The sequence below is a fragment of the Bacillus salipaludis genome (genome assembly GCF_004358205.1).
On record NZ_SMYO01000016.1, the window covers coordinates 66,097 to 89,952 of the forward strand.

The 23,856-nt window shown below is 37.8% G+C and carries 20 protein-coding genes and 1 pseudogene; 17 read left to right on the top strand and 4 right to left on the bottom strand.

What is annotated here, in order from left to right:
- The first annotated feature begins 3 nt into the window (after positions 1–3).
- The 11 genes from E2K98_RS24500 to E2K98_RS24550 all read left to right on the top strand — a co-directional run bounded on the left by E2K98_RS24500 (position 4) and on the right by E2K98_RS24550 (position 13,709).
- Positions 4–903, top strand: a complete 900-nt coding sequence (locus tag E2K98_RS24500) for a fumarylacetoacetate hydrolase family protein (RefSeq protein WP_133338840.1) — start codon at positions 4–6, stop codon at positions 901–903.
- A gap of 54 nt (positions 904–957) precedes the next feature.
- Positions 958–1,263: a UxaA family hydrolase gene (locus E2K98_RS24505; RefSeq protein WP_133338842.1), complete on the top strand. Its 306-nt coding sequence runs from the start codon at positions 958–960 to the stop codon at positions 1,261–1,263.
- 4 nt (positions 1,264–1,267) lie between these two features.
- Complete coding sequence (locus E2K98_RS24510) at positions 1,268–2,425, top strand: UxaA family hydrolase (RefSeq protein ID WP_133338888.1); 1,158 nt, start codon at positions 1,268–1,270, stop codon at positions 2,423–2,425.
- 25 nt (positions 2,426–2,450) lie between these two features.
- Positions 2,451–3,917, top strand: coding sequence for an alpha-ketoglutaric semialdehyde dehydrogenase GucD (gene gucD / locus E2K98_RS24515; protein ID WP_133338844.1), 1,467 nt, complete (start codon positions 2,451–2,453; stop codon positions 3,915–3,917).
- Between the two features lie 263 nt (positions 3,918–4,180).
- The gene (locus E2K98_RS24520) at positions 4,181–5,101 is read left to right on the top strand and encodes a dihydrodipicolinate synthase family protein (RefSeq protein WP_133338846.1); all 921 of its coding nucleotides are present in this window, start codon (positions 4,181–4,183) and stop codon (positions 5,099–5,101) included.
- A 337-nt stretch (positions 5,102–5,438) separates the two neighbouring features.
- A complete protein-coding gene (locus tag E2K98_RS24525) occupies positions 5,439–6,431 on the top strand; it encodes a 2-hydroxyacid dehydrogenase (protein ID WP_133338848.1) in 993 nt (330 codons plus the stop codon).
- A gap of 334 nt (positions 6,432–6,765) precedes the next feature.
- On the top strand, positions 6,766–8,076 hold the full coding sequence (locus tag E2K98_RS24530; RefSeq protein ID WP_133338850.1) for an MFS transporter: 1,311 nt from the start codon (positions 6,766–6,768) through the stop codon (positions 8,074–8,076).
- Between the two features lie 154 nt (positions 8,077–8,230).
- Positions 8,231–10,243 (top strand): YjhG/YagF family D-xylonate dehydratase, encoded by a 2,013-nt coding sequence (locus tag E2K98_RS24535; RefSeq protein WP_133338852.1) that lies wholly within the window; start codon positions 8,231–8,233, stop codon positions 10,241–10,243.
- Between the two features lie 113 nt (positions 10,244–10,356).
- The gene (locus E2K98_RS24540) at positions 10,357–11,646 is read left to right on the top strand and encodes a nickel pincer cofactor-dependent isomerase, group 22 (RefSeq protein WP_133338854.1); all 1,290 of its coding nucleotides are present in this window, start codon (positions 10,357–10,359) and stop codon (positions 11,644–11,646) included.
- Between the two features lie 143 nt (positions 11,647–11,789).
- Positions 11,790–12,743, top strand: a complete 954-nt coding sequence (locus tag E2K98_RS24545) for a U32 family peptidase (protein WP_133338856.1) — start codon at positions 11,790–11,792, stop codon at positions 12,741–12,743.
- A 15-nt stretch (positions 12,744–12,758) separates the two neighbouring features.
- Positions 12,759–13,709, top strand: a complete 951-nt coding sequence (locus E2K98_RS24550; protein WP_133338858.1) for a fumarylacetoacetate hydrolase family protein — start codon at positions 12,759–12,761, stop codon at positions 13,707–13,709.
- Between the two features lie 4 nt (positions 13,710–13,713).
- Here E2K98_RS24550 and E2K98_RS24555 read toward each other — a convergent pair whose 3' ends face one another.
- The 4 genes from E2K98_RS24555 to E2K98_RS24570 form a co-directional block, all read right to left on the bottom strand.
- A complete protein-coding gene (locus tag E2K98_RS24555) occupies positions 13,714–14,202 on the bottom strand; it encodes an MFS transporter (protein WP_133338860.1) in 489 nt (162 codons plus the stop codon).
- Positions 14,190–14,747, bottom strand: coding sequence for a hypothetical protein (locus tag E2K98_RS24560; protein WP_133338862.1), 558 nt, complete (start codon positions 14,745–14,747; stop codon positions 14,190–14,192). Before E2K98_RS24560 ends, E2K98_RS24555 begins: the two co-directional genes overlap by 13 nt.
- A gap of 1,130 nt (positions 14,748–15,877) precedes the next feature.
- A complete protein-coding gene (locus tag E2K98_RS24565) occupies positions 15,878–16,993 on the bottom strand; it encodes a tyrosine-type recombinase/integrase (protein WP_133338864.1) in 1,116 nt (371 codons plus the stop codon).
- A gap of 507 nt (positions 16,994–17,500) precedes the next feature.
- Positions 17,501–17,704, bottom strand: coding sequence for an alpha/beta-type small acid-soluble spore protein (locus E2K98_RS24570; RefSeq protein ID WP_133338866.1), 204 nt, complete (start codon positions 17,702–17,704; stop codon positions 17,501–17,503).
- 1,136 nt (positions 17,705–18,840) lie between these two features.
- Between E2K98_RS24570 and E2K98_RS24575 the strand changes: the two genes are divergently transcribed.
- From E2K98_RS24575 to E2K98_RS24600, 6 genes and pseudogenes are all read left to right on the top strand, one after another.
- On the top strand, positions 18,841–19,272 hold the full coding sequence (locus E2K98_RS24575) for a universal stress protein (protein ID WP_133338868.1): 432 nt from the start codon (positions 18,841–18,843) through the stop codon (positions 19,270–19,272).
- Between the two features lie 191 nt (positions 19,273–19,463).
- A complete protein-coding gene (locus E2K98_RS24580; RefSeq protein WP_133338870.1) occupies positions 19,464–20,249 on the top strand; it encodes an enoyl-ACP reductase FabI in 786 nt (261 codons plus the stop codon).
- A 26-nt stretch (positions 20,250–20,275) separates the two neighbouring features.
- Entirely contained in the window at positions 20,276–20,695 is a 420-nt protein-coding gene (locus E2K98_RS24585) for a MaoC family dehydratase (RefSeq protein ID WP_133338872.1), read from the top strand.
- A gap of 21 nt (positions 20,696–20,716) precedes the next feature.
- Complete coding sequence (locus E2K98_RS24590) at positions 20,717–22,015, top strand: acetyl-CoA hydrolase/transferase family protein (protein ID WP_133338874.1); 1,299 nt, start codon at positions 20,717–20,719, stop codon at positions 22,013–22,015.
- Between the two features lie 131 nt (positions 22,016–22,146).
- Positions 22,147–22,321 (top strand): annotated as a pseudogene (locus E2K98_RS24595) (SDR family oxidoreductase); the annotation flags it as partial.
- 249 nt (positions 22,322–22,570) lie between these two features.
- Entirely contained in the window at positions 22,571–23,317 is a 747-nt protein-coding gene (locus E2K98_RS24600) for a formylglycine-generating enzyme family protein (protein ID WP_133338876.1), read from the top strand.
- The last annotated feature ends 539 nt before the right edge of the window (positions 23,318–23,856 follow it).

A 23,856-nucleotide genomic window follows, 5' to 3' on the forward strand; every position in this document is an offset into this window, starting at 1 on the left:
TATATGCGTATAATTCGATATTCAGATGAAAATTCAGTTCCTGTTCTAGCTGCTTTAACAAAAGATGGGCTCATCTATCAACTACCACAAAGTGACTTCATGGAGTTAGCTCAGCAAGCTCAAGATCAAAATACTTCTATTCTTCACTTTATTGAAAACGCTATCTCAGATTCTACTCCAATTCAACAACCTCTAGAAAAACTATCATTGCTAGTACCAATTAAAGCTCCTGAAGTGTGGGCGTCCGGTGTTACTTATGAAAAAAGCAGAACTGCCAGAAACTTCGAAGCAACAAACGGGAAAATGGGTGCAACTACTTTCTATGACAAAGTCTATGATGCAGAACGCCCAGAGATTTTTTTCAAATCCACCGCTGCAAGAACAGTTGGCCCAAACGAAAAAGTATATATTCGAAACGATTCCCATTGGCAAATCCCTGAGCCAGAATTAGGGCTGGTCATCAATAGCAAGGGAGAAATTTTAGGATATACCATTGGAAACGACATGAGCTGTCGTGATATTGAAGGAGAAAATCCACTTTATTTACCTCAAGCGAAAATATGGAAAAATTCTTGCTCAATTGGGCCTACCATTCTTTTAGCAGAAGTGGTTCAAGATCCTTATCAGTTTGACATTACATGTAGAATCTATCGGAATGATGAAAAAGTTGTAGAAGGTAAGGCTAATACCCGCCAATTAAAACGTACATTTGATGAACTTGTTTCTTACCTCCTTAAAGATAATCAGATTTTTGACGGAACTGTTTTATTGACAGGAACGAGTATTGTTCCTCCTAATGAATTTACTTTAGCGGATGGGGACCAAATAGAGATAGAAATCTCGGATATTGGGATTTTACGGAACTCTGTACGTTTAGCAAACGCAGTTGTACCAAATTTATAAGTATTTCTCTTACCATATTATTAATTAAGCAATATAAAGCAGGGGGAGGTTTATATGAATAAAGCTTATAAAACAGTTATGATGCAACCTAACGATAAAGTGGCAATCGCTTTAATGAATATTCCAGCAGGGAGCCATGTTCAGGTCACATGCAAGGATCAGAAATACTCCATTGAAATAAAAGAGAATATTGAATTCGGGCATAAATTTGCTGTCAAGCCGATTTCCCGGGGGGAAGACATTCTTAAATATGGAGAAGTTATTGGCTTAGCCACTACTGATATTGAGCCAGGTGAACACGTTCATATTCATAATCTAGAAGGTAAACGAGGGAGAGGGGATAAAGTTGAAGTTAAATAGTGAAATGAGGTTTTGGGGATATAGACGCCCCGACGGTCGTGTTGGAGTGAGAAACCACGTGTTAATATTGCCTACTATTACTTGTGCTACACAGGCAGCTAAACAAATTACGGAATTGGTACAAGGCACTGTCTCCTTTATTCATCAGCATGGATGTGCTCAAGTTGGAATCGATTACGACCAAACGTTTAGTACATATGTAGGGATGGGGGCTAATCCGAATGTCTATGGAGTCGTTGTTTTAGGTCTTGGTTGTGAAACTCATCAGGCACGTAGTGTAGCGGAAGAACTGGCCAAGACGGGAAAGCCCGTTAGAGTAGTTTCGATTCAAGACTACGGTGGAACACTTGGCGCAATTACTGAAGGAGCAAAAATCGCAGCGAAAATGGTACAGGATGCGTCTGCTCAAAGAAGGGAACTTTGTGATTTCAGTGAGCTTATTGTCGGAACAGAATGCGGGGGGTCGGATGCATGTTCTGGTTTATCAGCAAATCCTGCGGTAGGGGTTGTTAGCGACATGCTTGTTGATGCTGGTGGTACCGCTATTTTAGCAGAAACGACAGAACTAATTGGTGCAGAACATTTATTGGCTAATCGTGCCGTTGATGATCATACAGCAAAGCGTGTATATGAAGTAATTGAAGCTATGGAAAACCGGGCTATTAAGATGGGAGTAGATATCCGCACAGGTAATCCAAGCCCTGGAAATATAAAGGGGGGATTGAGTTCTCTGGAAGAAAAGTCATTAGGTGCCTCGAATAAGGCAGGGAGGAGACCTTTACAAGAAGTTATCGATTATGCTCAGGTCCCAACTAAAAAAGGTCTTGTTTGGATGGATACACCGGGACATGATATTGAGCAATTAACGGGGATGGTAGCTGGAGGAGCCCAAATTGTTTTGTTTACCACGGGAAGAGGCACCCCTACTGGATCTCCTATCGCTCCTGTCATCAAGATTGCGACAAATACAGGAATATTTGAGAGAATGGGAGACAATATCGATTTGAACGCCGGAACCATTATCGAAGGGAAAGATTCCATAGAATCTGTTGGTCAGCAAATCTTTGATGAAATTGAACTTGTTGCTTCCGGAAAGCTTACAAAAGCAGAAATTCTTAAGCAGCATGATTTCGGCATCTGGCGCATTGGACCTACATTTTAAGGATATTGAAGGGAGTTTTTTTATCATGACAACGATCACCCAAGTGAAAAAATATCTTAACTATATTAACGGAGAATGGGTATCATCTTCCAGGGGATGTGTGGAAAGAAGCATTAATCCGGCCAATAAAAACGAAGTCGTTGGATTAATCCAGAGTTCAACAGAAGAAGATGTAAACAAGGCTGTGGCAGCTGCAAAGAGGGCCCAAAAGAAATGGAGAAGCCTTTCTGGTACCGAACGCGGTGACTTTCTATATAAAATTGCAAACAGTATGGAACGACGTCTTGATGAGATTGCCGAAACGATGACAAAAGAAATGGGCAAAACATTGCCTGAAGCTAAAGGGGAAACAATGCGGGGTATCTCGATTCTACGATACTATGCAGGGGAGGGTATGCGCAAAACGGGTGATGTTATTCCGTCATCAGACAGTCAAGCGTTGATGTTTACTACACGTGTTCCACTTGGAGTCGTTGGAGTTATTTCCCCCTGGAACTTTCCTGTAGCCATCCCAATTTGGAAGATGGCACCTGCATTGATTTATGGGAATACAGTCGTAATTAAGCCTGCACAGGAAGCAGCAGTAACTGCGGCAAAGATCATCGAGTGTATAGATGAGGCCGGCATTCCAACTGGTGTGGTAAATATGGTAACAGGATCTGGATCCATAGTGGGTACAGCAATAGTTAACCATTCAGATGTTAACGGCATTACATTCACAGGTTCAAACGCTACCGGAAAAAAAATCGGGCAGGCTGCTCTGGCCCGAGGAGCGAAATATCAGTTGGAAATGGGAGGAAAGAACCCGGTCATCATTGCAGGAGACGCTGATTTGGATCTCGCAGTGGAAGGAACTATTAGTGGCGGTCTCCGTTCGACCGGTCAAAAATGTACAGCTACTAGCCGAGTGTTCGTTCAGGCAGATGTATATGATTCATTTAAAGAAAAACTTCTTGAAAGAGTGAAAGAGATTACAATTGGAAACGGCATGGAAAGCAGTACCTGGATGGGGCCGTGTACCAGTGAAAATCAGCTGAACACTGTGCTTTCATATATTGAAAAAGGTAAGGGTGAAGGTGCAACATTATTATACGGTGGCGAACGCTATACGGCGAACGGAGCTGAAGATGGTTTTTATGTCTACCCGACAATATTTGATGATGTTACCAATGAAATGGTCATCGCGCAGGAGGAAATCTTTGGACCAGTCCTTGCCCTCATCAAAGTAAATACTATTGAAGAAGCCCTTACGCTAGCCAATGATGTAGAATTTGGGCTTAGTGCCTCCATCTACACAAAGGATATTGGCACAATGATGTCTTTCATAAACGAAATGGATGCAGGACTGGTTCGTATTAATTCGGAAACTGCTGGTGTAGAATTACAAGCACCATTCGGTGGAATGAAACAATCCAGCTCACATTCCCGTGAACAAGGGCAAGCAGCAATTGAATTCTTTACCGCCATCAAAACCGTATTTGTTAAAGCGTAGACAAAATGGTTGAATCTATCGTTCCCTAAAAATCTTTACAAAGTTTTTTTAGGGAACGACTGATGCAGAATATACAGTTTTATTAATCTACTAATCATACCATTATTCTGAAGCTCCAAACTTTTTCCTTATATTCAATAACAGATAGAATATCCAAAGGGGTACATAATTTTATTATCATCCTTTGTTTTAAAAATTAGCTCATGTCTGAAAAGAAACCTTTATCATGATGATAAACATTAAAATATATAAGGAGTTATATTATGCAAACAAGAACAAAATTTCATGGAGTTATTCCACCAGTTTCTACAATATTACATAGTGACGGATGCATTGATAAAAAGGGAATGGGAAACCTTATAGATTTTCTAATCAATTCAAAGGTAGATGGGCTTTTTTTTCTAGGTTCTGGAGGTGAGTTCAGTCAAATGTCTTTGGAATTTAGAAAAGAAGTAGCGGAATTTGCAACTCAGTATGTAAATGGGAGGGTGCCTGTTTTAATCGGAACAGGAAGTACAAGTACAAAGGAGTCCATTTCACTAAGCTTACATGCAAAAGAGATAGGGGCAGATGGAATTGTTGTCATTAATCCATATTACTGGTCACTATCTGAAGAAAATCTTTTTCAATATTATGCTGAAATTGCTCAAAGTGTTGACTTACCGATTCTTTTATATAACTTTCCTGAATTGACTGGTCAAGATTTATCGCCGGAATTTGTCCTTGAGCTTGTGGAGGCGTTTCCGAATATCATCGGTATTAAAGAAACCGTTCAGTCAGTGGGTCACACAAAGGAAATGATTCTAAAAGTAAAGCATAAAAAACCTGATTTTGCTGTGTTTTCTGGATATGATGACCACCTGTTAAATACATTATCCCTTGGAGGAGACGGTGCAATTCCTGCAACTGCGAATTTCGCACCGGAACTTTCAATAGGTATCTATCAGGCTTTTAAGCAAGAAAACTATGGAAAAGCAATTGAATTGCACCGTAAGTTGGCTCAATTAACGCTTTTATATAAACTTGATTCACCTTTAGTTAGTATTGTTAAAGAGGCGGTTAGTATAAGAGGAATAGAAGTTTCTACAGAGGTATTAGCACCGGCTCATTCGCTTAGTGACGAAAAGAAAGAACAAGTAAAAAGTATGTTAAATCAAATTGTAGATAAATCTTGTATTTTATGAAAACTGGGTGCTTAGTATCCTTCAGAAAGCTATTTTCCTTTTAGTTATAGTTCATTTCGTTAACATGATAGCTGAGTAGAGATACTCTTAAATTTATTAGAATTATTTATCTGAAAATATTTAATAAATAGAAAATATACTGTTTTATTTATATACAAGAACATAGTTTTATAATGTAAAACAAATAATGAGTTATTATTTTTTTGCGATTTGATTTAAAACTAATAATGATCCCCCATAATTTGACTGTTATCCGTATGACTTAGATTAAACAATAACGCTTTTAAAGCACATAACTTATTTCATTGGGTTTAGTGCCTTGAGAGAAGCGAAAGGAATGGGAATAAAATTGAAACCAAAAGTATTTATTGCGTTGCCGATTCCTCCTCAGGCAGAGGCTTTTATAGCAGAACATTGTGAGTACCGCAAATGGGATTTTAAAGAACCGATCCCTCGTGAAGTCTTGTTAAAGGAGATTGTGGATATGGACGGACTGCTCACGGTTGGGGGGGAAATAGACCATGAGCTGCTCAACTCTGCTCCCAAATTAAAAGTTGTCAGTAATATTTCAGTTGGTTACAACAACTTTGATCTAGAAGCCATGAAGAAAAGAGGAGTTTTAGGAATGAATACTCCTTCTGTGTTAGATGATACAGTTGCAGATTTGATACTGGCGTTAGTGCTGGCATCAGCAAGAAGGATTCCAGAGTTGGACAGGTACGTGAAAGAGGGAAGGTGGAGAAGAGGATATGATGGAAGTTTTTTTGGAGTGGATGTCCATCATTCCACGATTGGAATCATTGGGTTGGGTCGAATTGGTGAGGCGATCGCCAAAAGAGCTAAATATGGTTTTGATATGAATATTCTTTATTATAATCGGACGAGAAAGTTTAAAGCAGAAAAAAACCTTGGTGCCCAGTACTGTACTATGGATGAGCTCCTGCAAAAATCCGATTTTGTAGTGTTAATGACCCCATTAACACCGGAAACAACACGTATAATGGGACATCAGGAATTTTCTCTCATGAAGAATAGCGCCTTTTTCATTAATGCTTCCCGAGGTCAGACCGTCGATGAACAGGCTTTGATTGAGGCACTTTTGAAAGGGAAAATACGCGGGGCAGGACTGGATGTATATGAACAGGAACCAATTGATCCTGGGCATCCTTTATTAAAAATGGATAATGTCGTGACCCTGCCTCATATCGGTTCAGCCACGGAGAAGACCCGTTTTGATATGGCGATGCTTGCTGCTAAGAATTTAGTTCAGGCTTTGAAGGGAGAACAGCCGCTAAACATCGTCGATGAACTCAGTGGAGTAAAATTTTGATTACCGTTCTTTTTTCAGAGGGATAATAACTTGTTTAGGGTGTTAGAACAGAAAGAAGGATTTTAGATGTTCTTCTACACTAGCTGTATATCTCGAAATACCTGCTTCTACAATCGTTATGAAACTGATTGCTCAGGGAGAGAAGAAGAAGTATAAGAAAATTTGGCTAACATTGACTTCCCCATTAGTTGGAGTAAAACAATATTTATTTAATGGTGAAAGCGGAGACTGCTTATTAAATACCTATAGGGGCTAAAGTGATTTCAGAGGATCCGGATCAACATGAAATTCTTCCAGAAAGAGATCTTACTACTAATATTCTGGAGGAGATATTATGAGGATGGAACTGAAAGATAATCCAACGAAGATAACTATGAAGTCTAAAGGTAATTACCGATGGACAGTTGTTATCTGGCTTTTGATTGGAGGGGTAATTAACTATTTAGATAGGACTAACCTATCGATTGCCGCTCCCGAAATGATTAAGGAACTACATTTGAATAATACCGATATTGGTTTGATGGGGACGGTTTTCTCTTGGACTTATGCTATGATGCAGTTACCATCTGGATGGTTAATAGACCGTTTTGGCGCAAAGCGTGTCTTTTCAATCGCAGTTATTTGGTGGAGTTTTGCGACAGCTTTAACAGGAGCGTGCAACAAACTTGGAACATTGTTAGGCGCAAGATTTTTATTGGGAGTCGGTGAAGCTCCTTGCATGCCATCAAATGCTAAGATTACATCTTACTGGTATCCGAAAAAGGAGCGTGGATTGGCTACAGGAATTTGGGATTCATCATCAAAATGGGGTCCAGCTTTAGCCCCGCCCATTTTAGTATATCTCATGACAGCTTATGGTTGGAGAATCATGTTCTACATCACAGGATTAATAGGAATTATATTTATCCTTATCTTCATGAAATTTTACCGAAACCCCGAGCAAAGTAAAGTTCTTTCCAAAGAGGAGCTGGATTATATTCAGTCTGGAGGAGGAGGGTCAGCACAAGCGGACCAAAGTTCACAGATTAAGTGGGGGCAACTGTTCAAACATCGTAGTATGTGGGGAATGATCCTCGGCTTTTTTTGCACAATTTGGATCTGGAATATTTTCTTGAATTTTCTTCCTCTATATCTATTGAAGACTCATCATGTTCTGCTGAAAGATCTTGGAATATATGCGAGTATTCCTTGGATCGGCGGTATTGTAGGAGATATCCTTGGAGGATATATGACTAAGATTCTAACTGATAAAGGGATTGCCTCACCTATTAATGCAAAGCGTATAATGATTTCTGTTTGTGCTATTTTGTCGGCTGTTTTAGTTATCCTGGTTCCATTTGTTCAAAGCTTGGCAATAACAATTACCTTGTTAACATTTGCTCTTGCTTTTATTTCTGCCATTACAGGAAGTGCCTGGGCACTTGCCGGAGATATTGCCCCAGCTACGATGGTCGGTTCTGTAGGAGCCATTCAAAACTTTGGAGGATATTTTGGCGGCGCTTTCTCTCCGGTTATTGCCGGAATGATTGCTGATTCTACAGGATCGTATTCTTTGGCTTTTATCTCTGGTGGAATCATAGCAGGCTGTTCGGCCTTGTGCTACTGGTTCCTCGTGAAAAAGCCAATTGAAGAATCGGCCGGGTGACGCATTAAAAAAGATAGGGTGATACGGGCAACAAGAGGAGTTAGGAGTACAATGGATCTCTTCCGGATTGAACTTTTCAAAAAAATTATTAAAAAGCGGAGCATGAAATTATAACATTCTAACCTTATAGATTTTGAGAAAGGAGAAATATACGATGAGCGAGCGATTACACTATATTATGGGAAAGGACCGGGAGGAGCTGTATCGGGTTCATCCTCATGCCCCCGGTCCTACCGGTTCTCTTCCGTTAACACCTGATATGCTGTTACATTCTCCAAGTGGAGATTTATTCGGATTATCTCAAAATGTCGGTATGGGATGGAAGCCTAGCGAATTGTTAGGAAAACAAATTCTTATCCTTAGTACACAAGGGGGCATTCGAGCTGAGGATGGGACTCCAATTGCTTTAGGGTATCATACAGGGCATTGGGAGGTAGGATTGCTTATGCGGGCGGCCGCAGAAGAAATTCGAAAGAAAGGAGGCGTACCATTCGCCGGATTTGTGAGTGATCCGTGTGATGGAAGATCCCAAGGCACCACAGGGATGTTCGATTCTTTCCCTTATCGTAACGATGCCGCAATAGTTTACCGCAGATTAATCCGTTCCTTACCAACCCGCAAGGCGGTTATTGGTGTTGCCACTTGTGATAAAGGCCTTCCGGCTACCATGCTTGCCTTGGCCGCAATGCATGATTTACCCTGCATTATTATTCCTGGTGGGGTAACTCTTCCGCCTACGAATGGAGAGGATGCCGGTAAGGTACAAACGATTGGTGCGCGTTATGCACAGAACGAGTTGTCTTTAGAGGATGCCGCTGATTTAGGATGCAGAGCTTGTGCTACACCAGGAGGCGGATGTCAGTTTTTAGGGACAGCGGCTACATCTCAAGTAGTAGCTGAAGGATTAGGAATGTCTTTACCACATTCGGCCTTGGCACCATCTGGACAGCCGATTTGGGAGGAGATGGCCCGTCAATCTGCTCGGGCAGTGATTACCATGGAATCCAAGGGCCTGAGGATGAAGGATATTTTAACAGATGCAGCGATCCAAAACGCGATGGTCCTTCATGCCGCTTTTGGAGGATCGACAAACTTGTTGCTGCATATTCCAGCAATTGCTCATGCAGCCAAATTAAACATTCCAACGGTTCAGGATTGGATTCACATTAACAAAGAAGTTCCCAGGTTAGTAAGTGTTTTGCCTAATGGACCCGAACACCATCCTACCATTCGGGCTTTCATGGCTGGCGGGGTGCCAGAGGTCATGCTTCATCTTCGTAGGCTGGGTGTTTTAGAAGAGTCTGTTCTTACCGTCACGGGAGAGAAGTTGGGTACAGTATTAGACTGGTGGGAATCTTCAGAACGACGCGCTGAAATCAGAAAACGGCTTAAGGAAACAGATGGAGTAGATCCGGATGATGTGATTATGAGCCCGGATCAAGCAAAAGTCCGTGGATTAACTTCTACAGTAACGTTTCCAACCGGAAATATTGCACCTGAGGGATCTGTGATTAAGTCCACGGCAATTGATCCATCTGTTGTAGATGAAGACGGAATTTATCGCCACACAGGAAAAGCGAAAGTCTTTACTTCTGAAAAGTCTGCTATTACGGCAATTAAAAGCGGGAAAATTGAAGCTGGAGATATCATGGTCGTAATCGGCCGCGGTCCTTCCGGTTCAGGAATGGAAGAAACCTATCAGCTGACATCAGCTTTAAAGCACTTGTCGTTTGGAAAGTTTGTGTCGCTCATAACGGATGCTCGTTTTTCAGGAGTTTCGACCGGTGCTTGTATAGGTCATGTAGGTCCAGAGGCGTTAGCAGGCGGTCCTGTAGGAAAACTACGGACAGGAGATGTGATTAAGATAGTAGTAGACCGAAATAAGCTAGAAGGAAGTATTAATTTTATTGGAGAAGGGAAACAAATCTTTACTCCGGAAGAAGGAGCATTGATTCTGGAAGAGCGGGAGCCCAATCCAAATTTAGAACCGGATCCGAATTTACCGGATGATACCCGCTTGTGGGCTGCATTGCAAGCCGTCAGTGGTGGAATTTGGAAAGGGAGCGTCTATGATGTGGACCAAATTATTAAAGTGTTAGAAGCTGGTAAAAAGGCACTTGAAGTAGAATCGAACAATTTTGAGATAGTACAAAACACGGATCACTAAAAGAATTATATACTAGAAACGTTTAACAGATGATAGGCAGGGCAGATCATACGAAAATAGATGTTATTATTCGCTTTGAAATCAAACCTATGAAACTAGGGGTGAAAAAAGGAATGGAATCTCTTGATTTAACTGTATATCCGGAAATACAATTACCTAAATTTTTGAAAATTAAACAACATTTCAATAGTCAGCGGTTAGATAATATCCCTGGTGAAATTTGTAAGAATATGGCGCCTTATTTAGCTGGACTCCAAGGAAAACGAATTGCTGTGGGTGTTGGCAGCCGGGGAATCAGGAACATCGCCAAGATTACAAAATGTGTGATTGAAAATTTAAAGCTAGCAGGAGCTGAACCTTTTATTATCCCAGTCATGGGCAGCCATGGTGGAGCTACACCAGAAGGCCAAGCGGGCATTTTGGAGGCTTATGGAATTACTGAGGAGAAAATGGGAGTGACTATTGATGCTTCGATGGATGTGGAGTCTATAGGGGAGATTGAACCTGGATTAAAGATTTATGTAGCTAAAAGTGCTCTGCAAGCAGACGGTATCGTGATTATACCAAGAATTAAACCACATACAGCGTTTCGTGGCGAAGTTGAGAGCGGCATTTGTAAAATGCTAGTGATTGGTCTTGGTAAACAGAGGGGTGCAGACTGTGTACATAGTAAAGGATTTGGACGATTTGCAGAACTCATTCCTAAAATCGGGTGTATGATTGCTGAAAAAACAAAATTTCTGTTTTCAGTTTCAATTGTAGAGAATGCCTATGAAGAAACGTACAAAATCGAAGTCATACCTAAGAAAGATGTTTTGACATTGGAACGAGAAAAATCACTGCTTCTAGAAAGTAAAAATATTATGGGGAAAATATTATTTCAAAAATTTGATGTTTTGGTGATTGAAGAAATCGGAAAAAACATTAGTGGTGATGGACAGGATCCGAATGTCACCGGGCTTTACATTACGAAGTATGCCAGCGGAGGTCCAGAGTTTCAAACGTCATGCATTTTCGATTTAACCAAGGAATCACATGGAAATGCGAACGGATTGGGACCAGCGGATGTAATCACACAGAAACTGTTCAATAAGATTGATTTCATTTCGATGTATACTAATGCTTTCACAAGTACCGAATCAGTTACTGTAAAAATCCCGATGGTCGCAGCAACTCCAGAAGATGCACTGCGTATCGCTGTAAAGATGTGTAATGGTGTTGAACCTTGCCAACATAAAATTGTTTGGATTAAAAGCACATTGGAACTAAGTGAAATTATTATTAGTGAACCATTACTATCAGAAGTGGAAGCTAATCCAAATATTGAGGTTATCTCTAAGCCAGAGAATCTTTCTTTCATGAATGGAGAACCGTTGCTTGGTTTTGGCTTAGTTACCAAATAATCACGATCCCTGTATGGGGGAAGATGGGAAATGTAGATCTCAATGTTAGGCCGGGAACTATTACCATTTGATATATATAGCAGAACTTCCTTAGAAATAACCTTCACTTTTATCGAATATTGAATTGAAAGAAGGTCGAAATAATGAAAGAATCTAGAAATTTGCTAGAAAGACTGGGTTACCCGTCCACAGATTTAACAGAACTTCCTACATCCCTTAAAACATTTCCTGACGGTGCACAGTACCGGATTGAACTGCCAAGTGTGGAAGGACCAGCAGCTTTAAAAGAAACTTTAAAAGAAATCGATCGTTATGGATTGACAGTACATCGTATTTCTCAAGGAAGCGGTATCATGCTTCAAACAGATGAGGAAATTCTTGAAATGTGCAGGCTAATTTCAGAAAGAGGAATGGAACTTAGTTTGTTTGTCGGGCCGCGGGGCACCTGGGATATCAGTTCCGGGCCATTGACAAGCGCTGGTAAGTCTCAAGCTTTACGTCATGAAGGCGCCGATCAGTTAGTCTATGCAATGGAAGATTTAAAAAGAGGGGCTAAGTTGGGACTTAGAGGTGCATTGGTAGCCGATGAGGGACTTTTAATTTTGACAAAAGAAATGAAAAAAGCAGGACAGCTTCCAGAAGATTTTGTTGTAAAAGTATCCGTGCAAATGGGGTCAGCTAACCCTGTTTCTATAAGACTAATGCAAGATCTAGGGGCAGGAACTTATAATGTTCCATCTGCACTCACCTTGCCAAAACTAGCATCCATTCGCAAATCTATTGATATACCAATAGATTTATATGTTGAGGTTCCAGACAATTTCGGCGGTTTCTTACGCTACTATGAAATTCCGGAAATTATTCGTGTGTTAGCACCGGTTTATATTAAATTTGGTCTGCGTAATCACCCGGATGTTTATCCTTCTGGAAAACAGTGGGAATCAACAAATATTTCACTTGTACAAGAGCGTGTACGCCGTGCTGCAATCGGTGTTCAAATGATCGAGCGTTATTATCCTGAAGCCAAAATGTCAAAATTAGGTGCAGAAGGGCTTGGAATTCCAAAGATCATCACTGCAACTGCAGCAAATAATTAAAAAGGAGTGATTTAAATGAAATTTGTGGCTTTTAGAACCCAATCGGAAACACATCTTGGTGTAGTAAAAGAGAATCATATTTTAGACTTACACACTTTAGAAAAACTATCTAAGAATAATAATTCTGCGGCATTTTTTATCGCCAATGATTTGAAACAGCTTATTGAACAGAGCGAAACAGTCCTTCCATATGTTAGAACGCTTCTTAAGAATAAAGATGAAGTTTCGGAAAAGAGCGGAGATGTATTATTTCTCATTTCCGAAGTGGAGATTTTAGCTCCAATTGCCCAGCCGGAAAAAATCATTTGTGTAGGTTTAAACTATCTGGACCATTGCAAAGAAACAGGATTGGAACCGCCTGCATCACCGGTTATTTTTTCAAAATATGCGAATGCAATTATTGGAGAAAACGCTGCAATTGAACTGCCGATCAACTCCAATCAAGTAGATTTTGAAGCAGAGTTGGCAATTGTTATTGGGAAGGAAGCGAAATGTGTTACTGAAGAAGAAGCGGAAGATTATATCTTTGGCTATACCATAATGAATGATGTTAGTGCAAGAGATCTTCAATTTACCGATGGTCAATGGTCACGCGGAAAGTCAGCTGATACGTTTGCTCCAATTGGGCCAACGGTCGTAACGAAAGACGAAGTAGGAGATCCGCATAATTTAGATATTTCTTTATGCTTGAATGATGAAATCATGCAACAGTCCAATACGAAGAATTTAATTTTTAACATTCCATACATTGTATCTTTTCTATCCCAGTCAATGACCTTAAAGCCGGGCGATATAATTGCAACAGGTACTCCACCAGGAGTAGGAATGGGAAGAAATCCACAAATATGGTTAAAAGATGGAGATCAGGTGTCCATTACTATTGAAAAAATTGGAACTTTATCCAACCATGTTAAAAAAAATCATTCTAAATTAAGAGCAAGCATAAAAAAGGAAATACAGATCTAATTTCTTAAAACGGATACATTCCTGATTGATTCTGATTTACAAAACCCTTTATTTGTTTCGGATAGGTGCATACTAAGTTTGCCGATAGCAATTGATCTTTGCAAAGCATTTCCCTCATGAGTCCCTTAGAAGCAGGATAATACAAGCGGTCAGCTATGGCCATAAGGAACGAAATACCATATAGGACATAAAGATGAAAGGTCCCTGTCAGTAAAAGAATAGGAACAGTAAGCAGGAGAATCCCTTTTAATAATTGAATGACTACTACTATCAGCCTTCTATCCCAATTATCGATTAAAACTCCAAAGAATGGGGAGAGAATAATGACGTGTAGGGTTGACAAGGATAACAACCAGCCCAAGGAAGAAGTGGATTCCGTCAGGTCCAGAACTAACCAAGACATGGTGAATAAGTGAATGCCTAACCCAATGTTTGAAAGAGTATGACTGAAAAGATAGAGAAAGAAGGGCCTGTTCTTGATTAACTGGAGCATACGATGACTCCTTCAGTTTCCTCATCTTCAATGACAAATTTGATCTTGTTGAGTGCACATTGAGTATTTAGTAGTGCAACATCTGTGTTTTCTCCTGTGGCCAGCACGCATGCGGAACGTGAGAAACTGTCTTTCATACCCGTAATCTTAAGTCCCTGTTTTTGCAAGATTTCAACTCTAGAAACTCCGGCTTGCGATTTAGCTTCTTCTTCACCTAAAACCTCTTTTACTAGTCCAACGGAAGAAGGAGTTCCATACCAGATAGCGGCCGATTTTTTCATACTCGGGGTTTGTGGAATCTCATTTATAATGCTTTCACCCATTGCTTGTTTTGCCCATAAATCTAGCAAATCTATATCACTTACCATGTTAATTAGCTCTGGAATATAATCTCCGCCTAAGCGGGTGTGTGTTTCGACGATTTTAGGACCATCGATTGTGAAAATGATTTCTGTAAGGCTCGGGCCATGCGTAATTCCGATCGAGGTGAGGGCGTGTTGAACAAAATCATAGTCGCAGCCTAGTCGTAAAGAGTAGGTAACCAATCAGCAAATTTCGTTTCTCCAATTGTTCACGATTCCTTTTACCTTTACCACTTTAGGAAAAAAGGTGATAAGAAATTCAGCATCTCTTTGATTCACCTCCCTGACTTGCTAACGAGTTTGAACTTCCTTGTGACGAGTTTCTTCTATTATATAGTGTCCTTTTTTAGATACTGGATAGAGAATCTAGTTGAAAGGTGGGCTTTGTAAAATTGAGTTTCATAACCGAAATCGAGTAACCTAAGAAAACCAAAATACCGAAAGGAAAGGGAATGATCTGTCAAAAAAATGAGTAGCGTTTTTGCATCTGAACGGTATTTTTTGTTCGTGAGGAGAGAGATATTTTATTTTGAGGTAAAAGTTTCTCAAAAAACAATTCAAGAAAATCCTGTTTAGAATTATTTTCGAGAGTAAGGTTTCTATTTTAATTAAGTAGTTGACGATTTTTTAGATTCTCCTGTAAATGTGTTAAGTATATTTAGCAATTATATTTTGAAGAAGAGTCAAGTAATTCATATACGATGTCCAATTTGATTATTAACAATAATTATATTATGTAAAGTAAAGACAACTAAATCTTTTACAAAAGAAAAATATGGAGATATAAATGTTTAATCTTGTAATAATTCTAATCAAACCTGGATTTGATTATATCATTAATTTTCTAAATTCGATATGTGCTAAATTTACATAAACTTTTTATATGTACGCCCGGACAAAGAATGGATTTTAATCCAAGTAACACCTCCATACGGTTATCAAGGAGAGTTTATTTTAGAGGATAATATAATAGAAGAAAAAAGAAATAAAGTTACGAAGCCCGAGATAACTTTTAAATAACCATCTTGCGTTTGAAGCTGTTACATCCCCAGGCACTTATTAAATTGAAGTATTTCAATTGGATATTACCTATGTTAAATAAAGGGTACAAACGTACCCTAATATTTAAAAATAGTTGTAAACAGGTAGCTAAGGAATTCCAGCGTTTTTGCATTCAAGCTATAAATCAATAAATAAATTAACAACCAGAAAAAAACTTTTGTAGGAATTTCTGTCCAAAAGAGTTTAGAACGTTAATCATATTATTGGAAAGATTAGAACAACTAAGAATATTTATAGTATTAAGTAAGTAATTAAAACAAGTTAACTTTATTTAAATGAAGGTATGAGTTATCTTGGTTGATTCGTTCTAAATAAATATTCGTAGTAGATATATCAGAATGGCCAGCCCAATCCTTAACAACCGCAAGAGGTACATCATTTTCCAGTAGAAGAGTCACAAAAGTATGACGGAACCAATGGGGCGTTACTTTTAAATTATTACCAGCCAGATGCACTGCTTCTTTTACAATTTTATATAGGGCAGGGTATGTTAATCGTTTTTTATTTACAATAGGTACATTTTTATTATATATAGCGAAAAAAAGAGGATTTGTATCTTGCATGTTAATCTCAACTGATTCGCCCATGCTTTTCCGATAGCTAAATAGAATATCCTTGGTTTCATCTCTAATAGGGATTGATCGCGGCTTATTTCCTTTTCCAATAACATCTGCAAATAAAAACCCTTTTCGGTTATACCGAAAACTTCCCCAATTCAAACTCAAAAGTTCACTTGCTCGAAGCCCTGTGGTATAGAGTAGATAGCCAATCAGTAAATTTCGCTTCTCCAATTGTTCACGATTTCTCGTTGCTTTCACAATTTTAGGAAAGAAGGAGATCAGAAATTCTGCCTCTTTTTGATTCAATTCCCTTACTTGTACACGAGTTTGAGCTTCATCGTGACGAGTTTCTTCTATTATATAATGTCCTTTTTTAGATACCGGCTTAGTGATCCAAGTAGACAGGTGGGCTTTATAAAATTGAGTTTCATAACCAAAATCGAGCACCCTTCTGAAAAACTCTAATTTCCTGATGGCTGACTTAGCTGCATACTTTTCTTTAATAAATTTGTTATAAGCTTTTACTTCTGGAAATCCAATATCCCGAAAGGATAGGGAATGGTCCGTTAAAAAGGTGAGCAGCGTTTTCGCATCTGAACGGTATGCTTTTATGGTATGAGGAGAGAGCTTTTTATCTTGTGGGAATATTTTCTCTAAAAAAAACAATTCAAGAAAATCCTGTTCAGAACTATCTTCGAGAGTGAGGTTTCTATTTTCATCAAGTAGTTGACGATTTTTTAGATTCTCCTGTAAATGAGTTAAATACTGTTCACCATTTATATTTTGAAGAAGAGTCAAGTAATTCATGTTTGATCTCCTAAGTTTTCTAGTTTGAAATAATAATATTATGTATAGTAAAGATAATACCTAATTATCTTTACTTGAAAATATCACAGAATATCCGTTCTATCTATTATCTAAGTTCCAATAAGATATATTTATTCTGAACTTTAAATCAAAAAAATCAGCTAGGGGGTAGGGAGATACGCTGATTGGAAAAATGAAAATATATTACCAAAAGGAAAAGAAAATTTACCATTTTTTAGTGTGTTGGAGATTTGCATTCTAACAAATTTATTTTTCGTTTTATGTATAGTAGTTCATCTAAATTCGTCGTGCGGGATTTATTAGAAAACTCGAAAACTAAATCTGTTCCTATTGTAGATCAGCTAAAAGTTCAGTCATCCCCATAATCTAACATTTCAAAAAGAAAACAATATTAAAAGTACTTATAAAACAAATTATGACACCACTATATAAGCGGTGTCATAATTCTTTATCATCACTAGCCTTTAATTTTAATGAGCATTTGTATTAATTGAAAGTCCCACCGAATTGTTGTTCAGCCATTCTTACTAAGCGTTTTGTAATTTCGCCACCGACAGAACCGTTGGCTCTTGAAGATGTCTTGGCCCCGAGCTGTACACCAAATTCTTGTGCAATTTCAAACTTCATTTGTTCAAGTGCTTGCTCTACTCCTGAAACTAAAAGCTGATTGTTATTGTTGCTTCGTGCCATATGTATCATCTCCTAGGTGTAATTTATTTACACTATTAGTTTGGAGTAAATAGGTTAGATTATTCCTAACATAGAATTGGTAAATTTTAGCCACACTTAAATAATTTTTTAATTGATTTTATAAGCAAAGGGTTGTTGCTGGTATTAATACTTTTTTAGGAGATATATGATAGGAGAAAGGCTCTTGCTGCACAATGAGAGTTAGTAAAAGGATAAGTTTAATATTTTTCTTTACTTAAATAGAGAACACACCAATTTTCATAATTAGAAAAGGCTTTACTTAAAGTTAATTTTATAAAAGGTATTTGATAATATAACATATATATCAACATATATTATAAATAATAAAATATTTTATATGATAATTGTATGAATAATGACAACATCATAATCACTATTAATTTATAAAATTTCGTTGTTTATAAATAAAAGTTATGATTAACTTCTAGAGAACACCTTAAACTATGACAGTAATTACCCTATAATACCTGTATATTTATTTTGAATTATAGAGTAGAAATTGTGAAACATTTCACTTAAACTAATGGGGCAATTTAGTGGAAGAATCGTCTTTAGCTCTTATTCAATAATTGGGCCAGATTGTTTAACAACACGTTTAAATAAAATTGGTAAGGGAAGAAGTTGTGAAGATTTTCGCTTAACTGATCATTTAGTTAAATAAACCCTTGCTTATGTATCATAAAATTGAAATGTGATAAACCCATACAAAATATTTACGAGTTCTTTTCAGAAAATTATGGTAAATTAAAGAGAGGTGATAAGAAGATGGAGTACATACAAAAAAACATTTGGGAGCCATCAAGTCATAATCGTACGAGAAAAAATTCATTTTTTATTTCTATGTGTATAAGATTTGGCGCTCTCGTTAGACAGCAGATATTTCTTTCCATTTGTTGAACTTATTTGGGGAACAACGTATGTAGCCTCGAAAGATATTGTTTCGAATGTTGCCGTAATGCAATTTATATTCCTCATTTTCTGTACAATCCCTTAGCGTATGTTTTGAGCTTTTAGTTGGTAGGACCCCAAAAATTAACAATTTGTACACAGATATTAAACACTACCAGGTGTATAATAAAATTGAAAATAGGATTTATTGGGGAAGGATGAAATAAATGTTAACAGTATGCACTAAAGTAGTGGTCCCATATGATAATTCTGAATTAAGCAAAAAAGCATTGGAAACGGCTATGATGCTAGCAAAACAGGATGAAAGAATCGAATTGAATGTTATCACGGTTATTGATGTAACTGGTTCCATCTATTACTACGGTAACGGGGATCCAGTACGTGAAGCTCAACTTAAAGAGGCAAAAGAAGCACTCAATGAAGTAGAACAGAAACTGAAAGCTCTACCAAACAAGATAAAAACATACCTATTAGAAGGAAACCCTGCTAGTTCGATTGTGGATTTTGTCAAGCAAGAGAATGTTGATCTTATTGTTATGGGAAGCCGTGGCTTAAGCGGATTGAAGGAAATATTCTTAGGTAGTGTCAGCCATTATGTCGTACAAAAGTCCTGTTGCCCAGTATTCATCGTTAAATAGTCGACACCTTTACATTAATTAAACAGGATATTCTGTTTTAATATTCTAGTGAATATATTTTTACACCAGAACTTTATTTTTTGTTACTTTATGTAGTTTGTCAAAGTTTGATAGATAGCTTGAAAGCAGCACCCTAATTTTTTGAAATATGTTTTTGAATAAAAATAAAACTAAAAGTAAGAGGGTACAAGATGAAAAAGCTAATGGAAGGAAAGAAAGGGCTAGTTCTTGGAGTAGCAAATGAACATAGTATTGCATGGGCAATTTCGAAACGGTTAGCTGAGGAGGGGGCTGAACTTGCTTTTACCTATCAAAATGAAAAGACGGCTTCTTATGTAATTCCATTATTTCAATCGATTGATAGTCCATTTTATGAAAGGATGGATTTAACAGATCCACACCATGTAACAGAGGTTCTCGAACAGCTGGAACACCAATTTAAAGGTGAACTTGACTTTATTGTACATGCTGTAGCAGGTGGTCCCCACAAGGGAGAACTATCAGGAAAGTATATGGATATCTCGTTAGAGGGCTTCGTTCAATCAATGATTATTAGCGTATATTCACTTACGGATATTGTCAGAAGAACTTTTAAAATGATGGAAGGGCGCAATGCCTCTATATTGACACTCTCGTATTACGGTTCAGAAAAAGTAGTGAAAAACTACAATGTTATGGGAGTGGCAAAAGCTGCGCTTGAAAGCAGTGTTCGTTATTTAGCATCAGATGTAGGAGAATTTAATATCCGGGTGAATGCGTTATCTCCAGGAACAGTAAAAACCCGTGCAGCAAGTGGAATCGGTGATTTCGATGACTTATATGAATACACAAGTAAACATTCTCCCTTAAAGCATAATGCTACGATAGAAGAAATCGCAAATTCGTCACTCTTTCTTTTAAGTAATTTGAGTTCCGGGATAACCGGTCAAACCATTTATGTCGATGCAGGCTATAGTATTATAGGGGATAATCATTAATAACGAAGAGAAAGGGATGTACATAAATGCAAAAAGAGTTGACCTATGAGGATATTCAAATAGGAGATAGCGCTGTTTTTTCCAAAACCATTTCTGAATTTGATATTTATCAATTTGCAGGTCTTACAGGTGATTTTAACCCCATGCACATAGATGGGGAGTTTGCTAAAAATACATTCTTTAAGGAAAGAATTGCCCATGGTCTTTTAACTGGAAGTTTTATTTCCACTGTTCTTGGAATGAAGCTTCCTGGCCCGAACTCGATCTATCTGTCTCAAAACTTTACATTTACAGCTCCTGTCAAAATGGGTGATACGATTAAAGCAACCGTAGAAGTAGTGGAAAAACGGGATGACAAGAAATTAATTAAATTAAAAACACAGATTTGGAATCAGCACGAGGAAATGGTTGTAGATGGTGAAGCTTTGGTAATGAAGAAATATTAAGAAAGCAGAAAGGGGATTGGGATGGAGAATTCATTTAAGCAATGGTTGAAGATAAAAAAGAAAGAACCAGAAGATGTGTTATACTTCATCCAGGATGGAGATGATCTCCTTCTTCCTATTGCCAACGGAGAACCGAGAGTATTAATGGATATAATAGAGGAAAATGCTGTTCACTTTCAAAATGTTAGAATCCATCAAATGCATGCATTAAGGGAAAGATCGTATATCTATGGGAGAATGAAACCGTCACTTTCCTATGTTTCTTATTTTTTAAGCGAGGCTTCACGAAAGGCTTTTTTACAAGGACAGTGTGAACTTGTCCCAAATCACTTTCATGAAGTTCCTCGTCTTTTGCGTGAAACGACGAAAACTTCTCTGGTTTTATCTTGTGCATCTCCAATGGATGAACATGGGTTCTTCTCTTTAGGTACCCAAGCGGATTATGTTGCTTCTTTTATAGGGAAAGTTCCTTTTTTCTTAGAAGTTAATCAACAGATGCCGCGAACCTTTGGAGCTAATCAAATCCATATTAGTCAAATAGAGGGGTATATTCCTGTTGATTATCCTTTACATGAAGTTCCTCCTCCTTCTATCACGGATATAGATCAACGTATAGCATCTTTCATTTCGGAGCAAATCGAGGACGGGTCAACAATTCAATCTGGCATTGGGGCAATTCCAAATGCAGTCATAAGTTTGTTAGGTAGCCATAAAAACCTGGGGGTACACACAGAATTATTGTCTGATGGAGTAGTTGACTTAGTGGAAGCGGGAATTGTAAATGGAATCGAGAAAAAGACATATCCAGGGAAAATAATCGCGACCTTTGCATTAGGAACAAAACGGTTATATGAGTTTATCCACGAAAATACAGGCGTTGAATTTCTTCCCGTTGAATTGGTTAATGATCCCCGGGAAATCGCAAAAGAGGACCAAATGATTTCCATTAATGCGACAACAGAGGTCGATTTCTTCGGACAATGTGCGTCGGAAACAATCGGCGGTAAATATTATAGTTCAAGCGGGGGACAAGTTGATTTTGCTCAGGGAGCTCGTTTTGCTAAAAAAGGAAAAGGATTTATTTGTCTGCATTCTACGACAAGGGATGGCTCTATCTCAAAAATTCGTCCTTGTCTGACTACTGGATCAGTAGTTACGACTTCTAAAAATGATGTCGATCGCATTGTAACTGAATATGGTGTAGCCGAGTTACGAGGAAAAAGCATTTCGCAACGAGCAACGGAATTAATCAATATTGCCCATCCAAAATTTCGAGAGGAGCTAGTATATGAAGCGAAAAGTCTAGGATTTATTTTTTAAATGATTACGATTTTGTACTAGGAAAACCCAATACATTTTTGTGCCCAATCGAACCCCCATTTCAAGTTAAAAATTTTTTAAAGTCGATTCTTAAACTGGGAAATCGGCTTTTTTATTCGTTAAATAAAAGAGATTCAACTTGGATGACGGATGAAATAAGAGAGTATTTATTACCTAAATTCCCAAATGGGACGTATTGGACTACCAGAAGATGCTGCACACATTGTAGCATTTCTTGCTAGTGAAGATGCTAATTGGATAACAGACCAGGTTATCCATTCGGAACATGGATTTTATCAAAATTAAAATGACAACTGTCGGTCATTCATATAGAAATTAGTTAATTATTTATTAAATTAAAGGGCGCGTTTATTTTAGGAACGCGCCTTTTTCTTTTATAGGGCCATATTCTTGAATAGACTTCCAAACGAAACTGGATATTTATGTTAATATTGGTATGATATTGTGAAGAAATGCTTAAACAATTATCCTTAAAAGATGTCTTATTATGGAATTTGTGTCTAATAACATTAATTCAAGACCTAGGAGAGGACAATGTTAGCTAACTTAAATGGCTACTTAAAAGATTTAATGGTGTATATTCCTGAAGGCGAAATCAGCCTACGAGATTTTCGAAACGAGCAAAAATGGATTAGTTCAAACTATAAATTTGGAATGCCGGGTATTAGGAAAAATTTAAAGGAAGTTATTTGGAATGTTGAAATTAAGCCATTTTATCTTGCCAAATATACGGTGACAGAAGAGCTTTATGCGAATATTACGGGGGAGAAATTTTTAACAACAACTGAGGCTCGAAAACCAGTTGTTAATGTTTCATGGATAGATGCAGTGAATTTTTGTAATTTATTATCTGATACACTGGGTTATGACAAGTTTTATGATTTTGATAATGAAAGAAAATCAGTTCTTTGCAATTATAATACTAATGGTTTTCGTTTACCGACAGATGCTGAATGGCAATATGCATGTAAGGCAAAATCAAATGGATATCGGTATGGTGAAATTGATGAAATCGCTTGGTATAAAGATAATTCTAACGAACGAGTACACGAAGTTGGTAAGAAAAAGTCTAATGATTGGGGCTTATTTGACATGATCGGGAATATTTGGGAGTGGTGCTGGGATTTATACGATGAAGAGACATTTGGTAATTACAGAATAATTCGTGGAGGAAGTTGGGCAGAAGAAGAACGTGGATGTGGAGCTACTTGTCGTCGTAAGAGTATGCCTGATTTTTATATAGATGATATCGGATTTAGAATTGCTAGATCAATCGTTTAATAATTTGAAATTCTGAATTGATATAAGTTGTTGGGGATATATGGGTGGGTACAAGGTTCATAGAACCCAATAGACAATATGAGAGGATAATTTCTCTTAAACTTTCTAGGATGCTTTTCTGCAATATCTTTTGTAAGTAGCTAGAGGGCCCTTAATAATGTTGAACGGTCTTCCATTAAAGGGCGCTTTTCTCTAATAAGAAGGCGTCTTTTTGCATGGACAACACATTTAAGGGATTGAGTTTATTGAGGTGTAAAAAAGATTGTGAAGTATTGTACTTAAAGTAAACCAGCTAATAGTTTGTCAACATTTTTCAATAAAAACATAAAACTTTTTATGTTATACTAAAATGCGCATGACAAACAACCCTCCTAGATTCGACTTTTGGAAGGTTTTGTATTGTTTGGTTTTATTTATAAATTAAGCGATATCTTGGAAAGTAGTGTTGGTTTTTAATAGTGCGTAAATCCAGTGTAAGAGCTTATTTGCACAAGCGATTACAGCTACTTTATAAAGTTTTCCTTCTTCGCGTTTCTTAT

Excerpts from the sequence above, each read along its gene's own strand:
- E2K98_RS24535 (WP_133338852.1), top strand. The coding sequence starts at position 8,231 with ATGAGCGAGCGATTACACTATATTATGGGAAAGGACCGGGAGGAGCTG.
- E2K98_RS24505 (WP_133338842.1), top strand. The coding sequence starts at position 958 with ATGAATAAAGCTTATAAAACAGTTATGATGCAACCTAACGATAAAGTG.
- E2K98_RS24575 (WP_133338868.1), top strand. The coding sequence starts at position 18,841 with ATGTTAACAGTATGCACTAAAGTAGTGGTCCCATATGATAATTCTGAA.
- E2K98_RS24565 (WP_133338864.1), bottom strand. The coding sequence starts at position 16,993 with ATGAATTACTTGACTCTTCTTCAAAATATAAATGGTGAACAGTATTTA.
- E2K98_RS24590 (WP_133338874.1), top strand. The coding sequence starts at position 20,717 with ATGGAGAATTCATTTAAGCAATGGTTGAAGATAAAAAAGAAAGAACCA.
- E2K98_RS24555 (WP_133338860.1), bottom strand. The coding sequence starts at position 14,202 with ATGCTCCAGTTAATCAAGAACAGGCCCTTCTTTCTCTATCTTTTCAGT.
- E2K98_RS24545 (WP_133338856.1), top strand. The coding sequence starts at position 11,790 with ATGAAAGAATCTAGAAATTTGCTAGAAAGACTGGGTTACCCGTCCACA.
- E2K98_RS24525 (WP_133338848.1), top strand. The coding sequence starts at position 5,439 with ATGGGAATAAAATTGAAACCAAAAGTATTTATTGCGTTGCCGATTCCT.
- E2K98_RS24585 (WP_133338872.1), top strand. The coding sequence starts at position 20,276 with ATGCAAAAAGAGTTGACCTATGAGGATATTCAAATAGGAGATAGCGCT.
- E2K98_RS24600 (WP_133338876.1), top strand. The coding sequence starts at position 22,571 with ATGTTAGCTAACTTAAATGGCTACTTAAAAGATTTAATGGTGTATATT.
- E2K98_RS24540 (WP_133338854.1), top strand. The coding sequence starts at position 10,357 with ATGGAATCTCTTGATTTAACTGTATATCCGGAAATACAATTACCTAAA.
- gucD (WP_133338844.1), top strand. The coding sequence starts at position 2,451 with ATGACAACGATCACCCAAGTGAAAAAATATCTTAACTATATTAACGGA.
- E2K98_RS24510 (WP_133338888.1), top strand. The coding sequence starts at position 1,268 with ATGAGGTTTTGGGGATATAGACGCCCCGACGGTCGTGTTGGAGTGAGA.
- E2K98_RS24570 (WP_133338866.1), bottom strand. The coding sequence starts at position 17,704 with ATGGCACGAAGCAACAATAACAATCAGCTTTTAGTTTCAGGAGTAGAG.
- E2K98_RS24580 (WP_133338870.1), top strand. The coding sequence starts at position 19,464 with ATGAAAAAGCTAATGGAAGGAAAGAAAGGGCTAGTTCTTGGAGTAGCA.
- E2K98_RS24530 (WP_133338850.1), top strand. The coding sequence starts at position 6,766 with ATGAGGATGGAACTGAAAGATAATCCAACGAAGATAACTATGAAGTCT.
- E2K98_RS24550 (WP_133338858.1), top strand. The coding sequence starts at position 12,759 with ATGAAATTTGTGGCTTTTAGAACCCAATCGGAAACACATCTTGGTGTA.
- E2K98_RS24520 (WP_133338846.1), top strand. The coding sequence starts at position 4,181 with ATGCAAACAAGAACAAAATTTCATGGAGTTATTCCACCAGTTTCTACA.
- E2K98_RS24500 (WP_133338840.1), top strand. The coding sequence starts at position 4 with ATGCGTATAATTCGATATTCAGATGAAAATTCAGTTCCTGTTCTAGCT.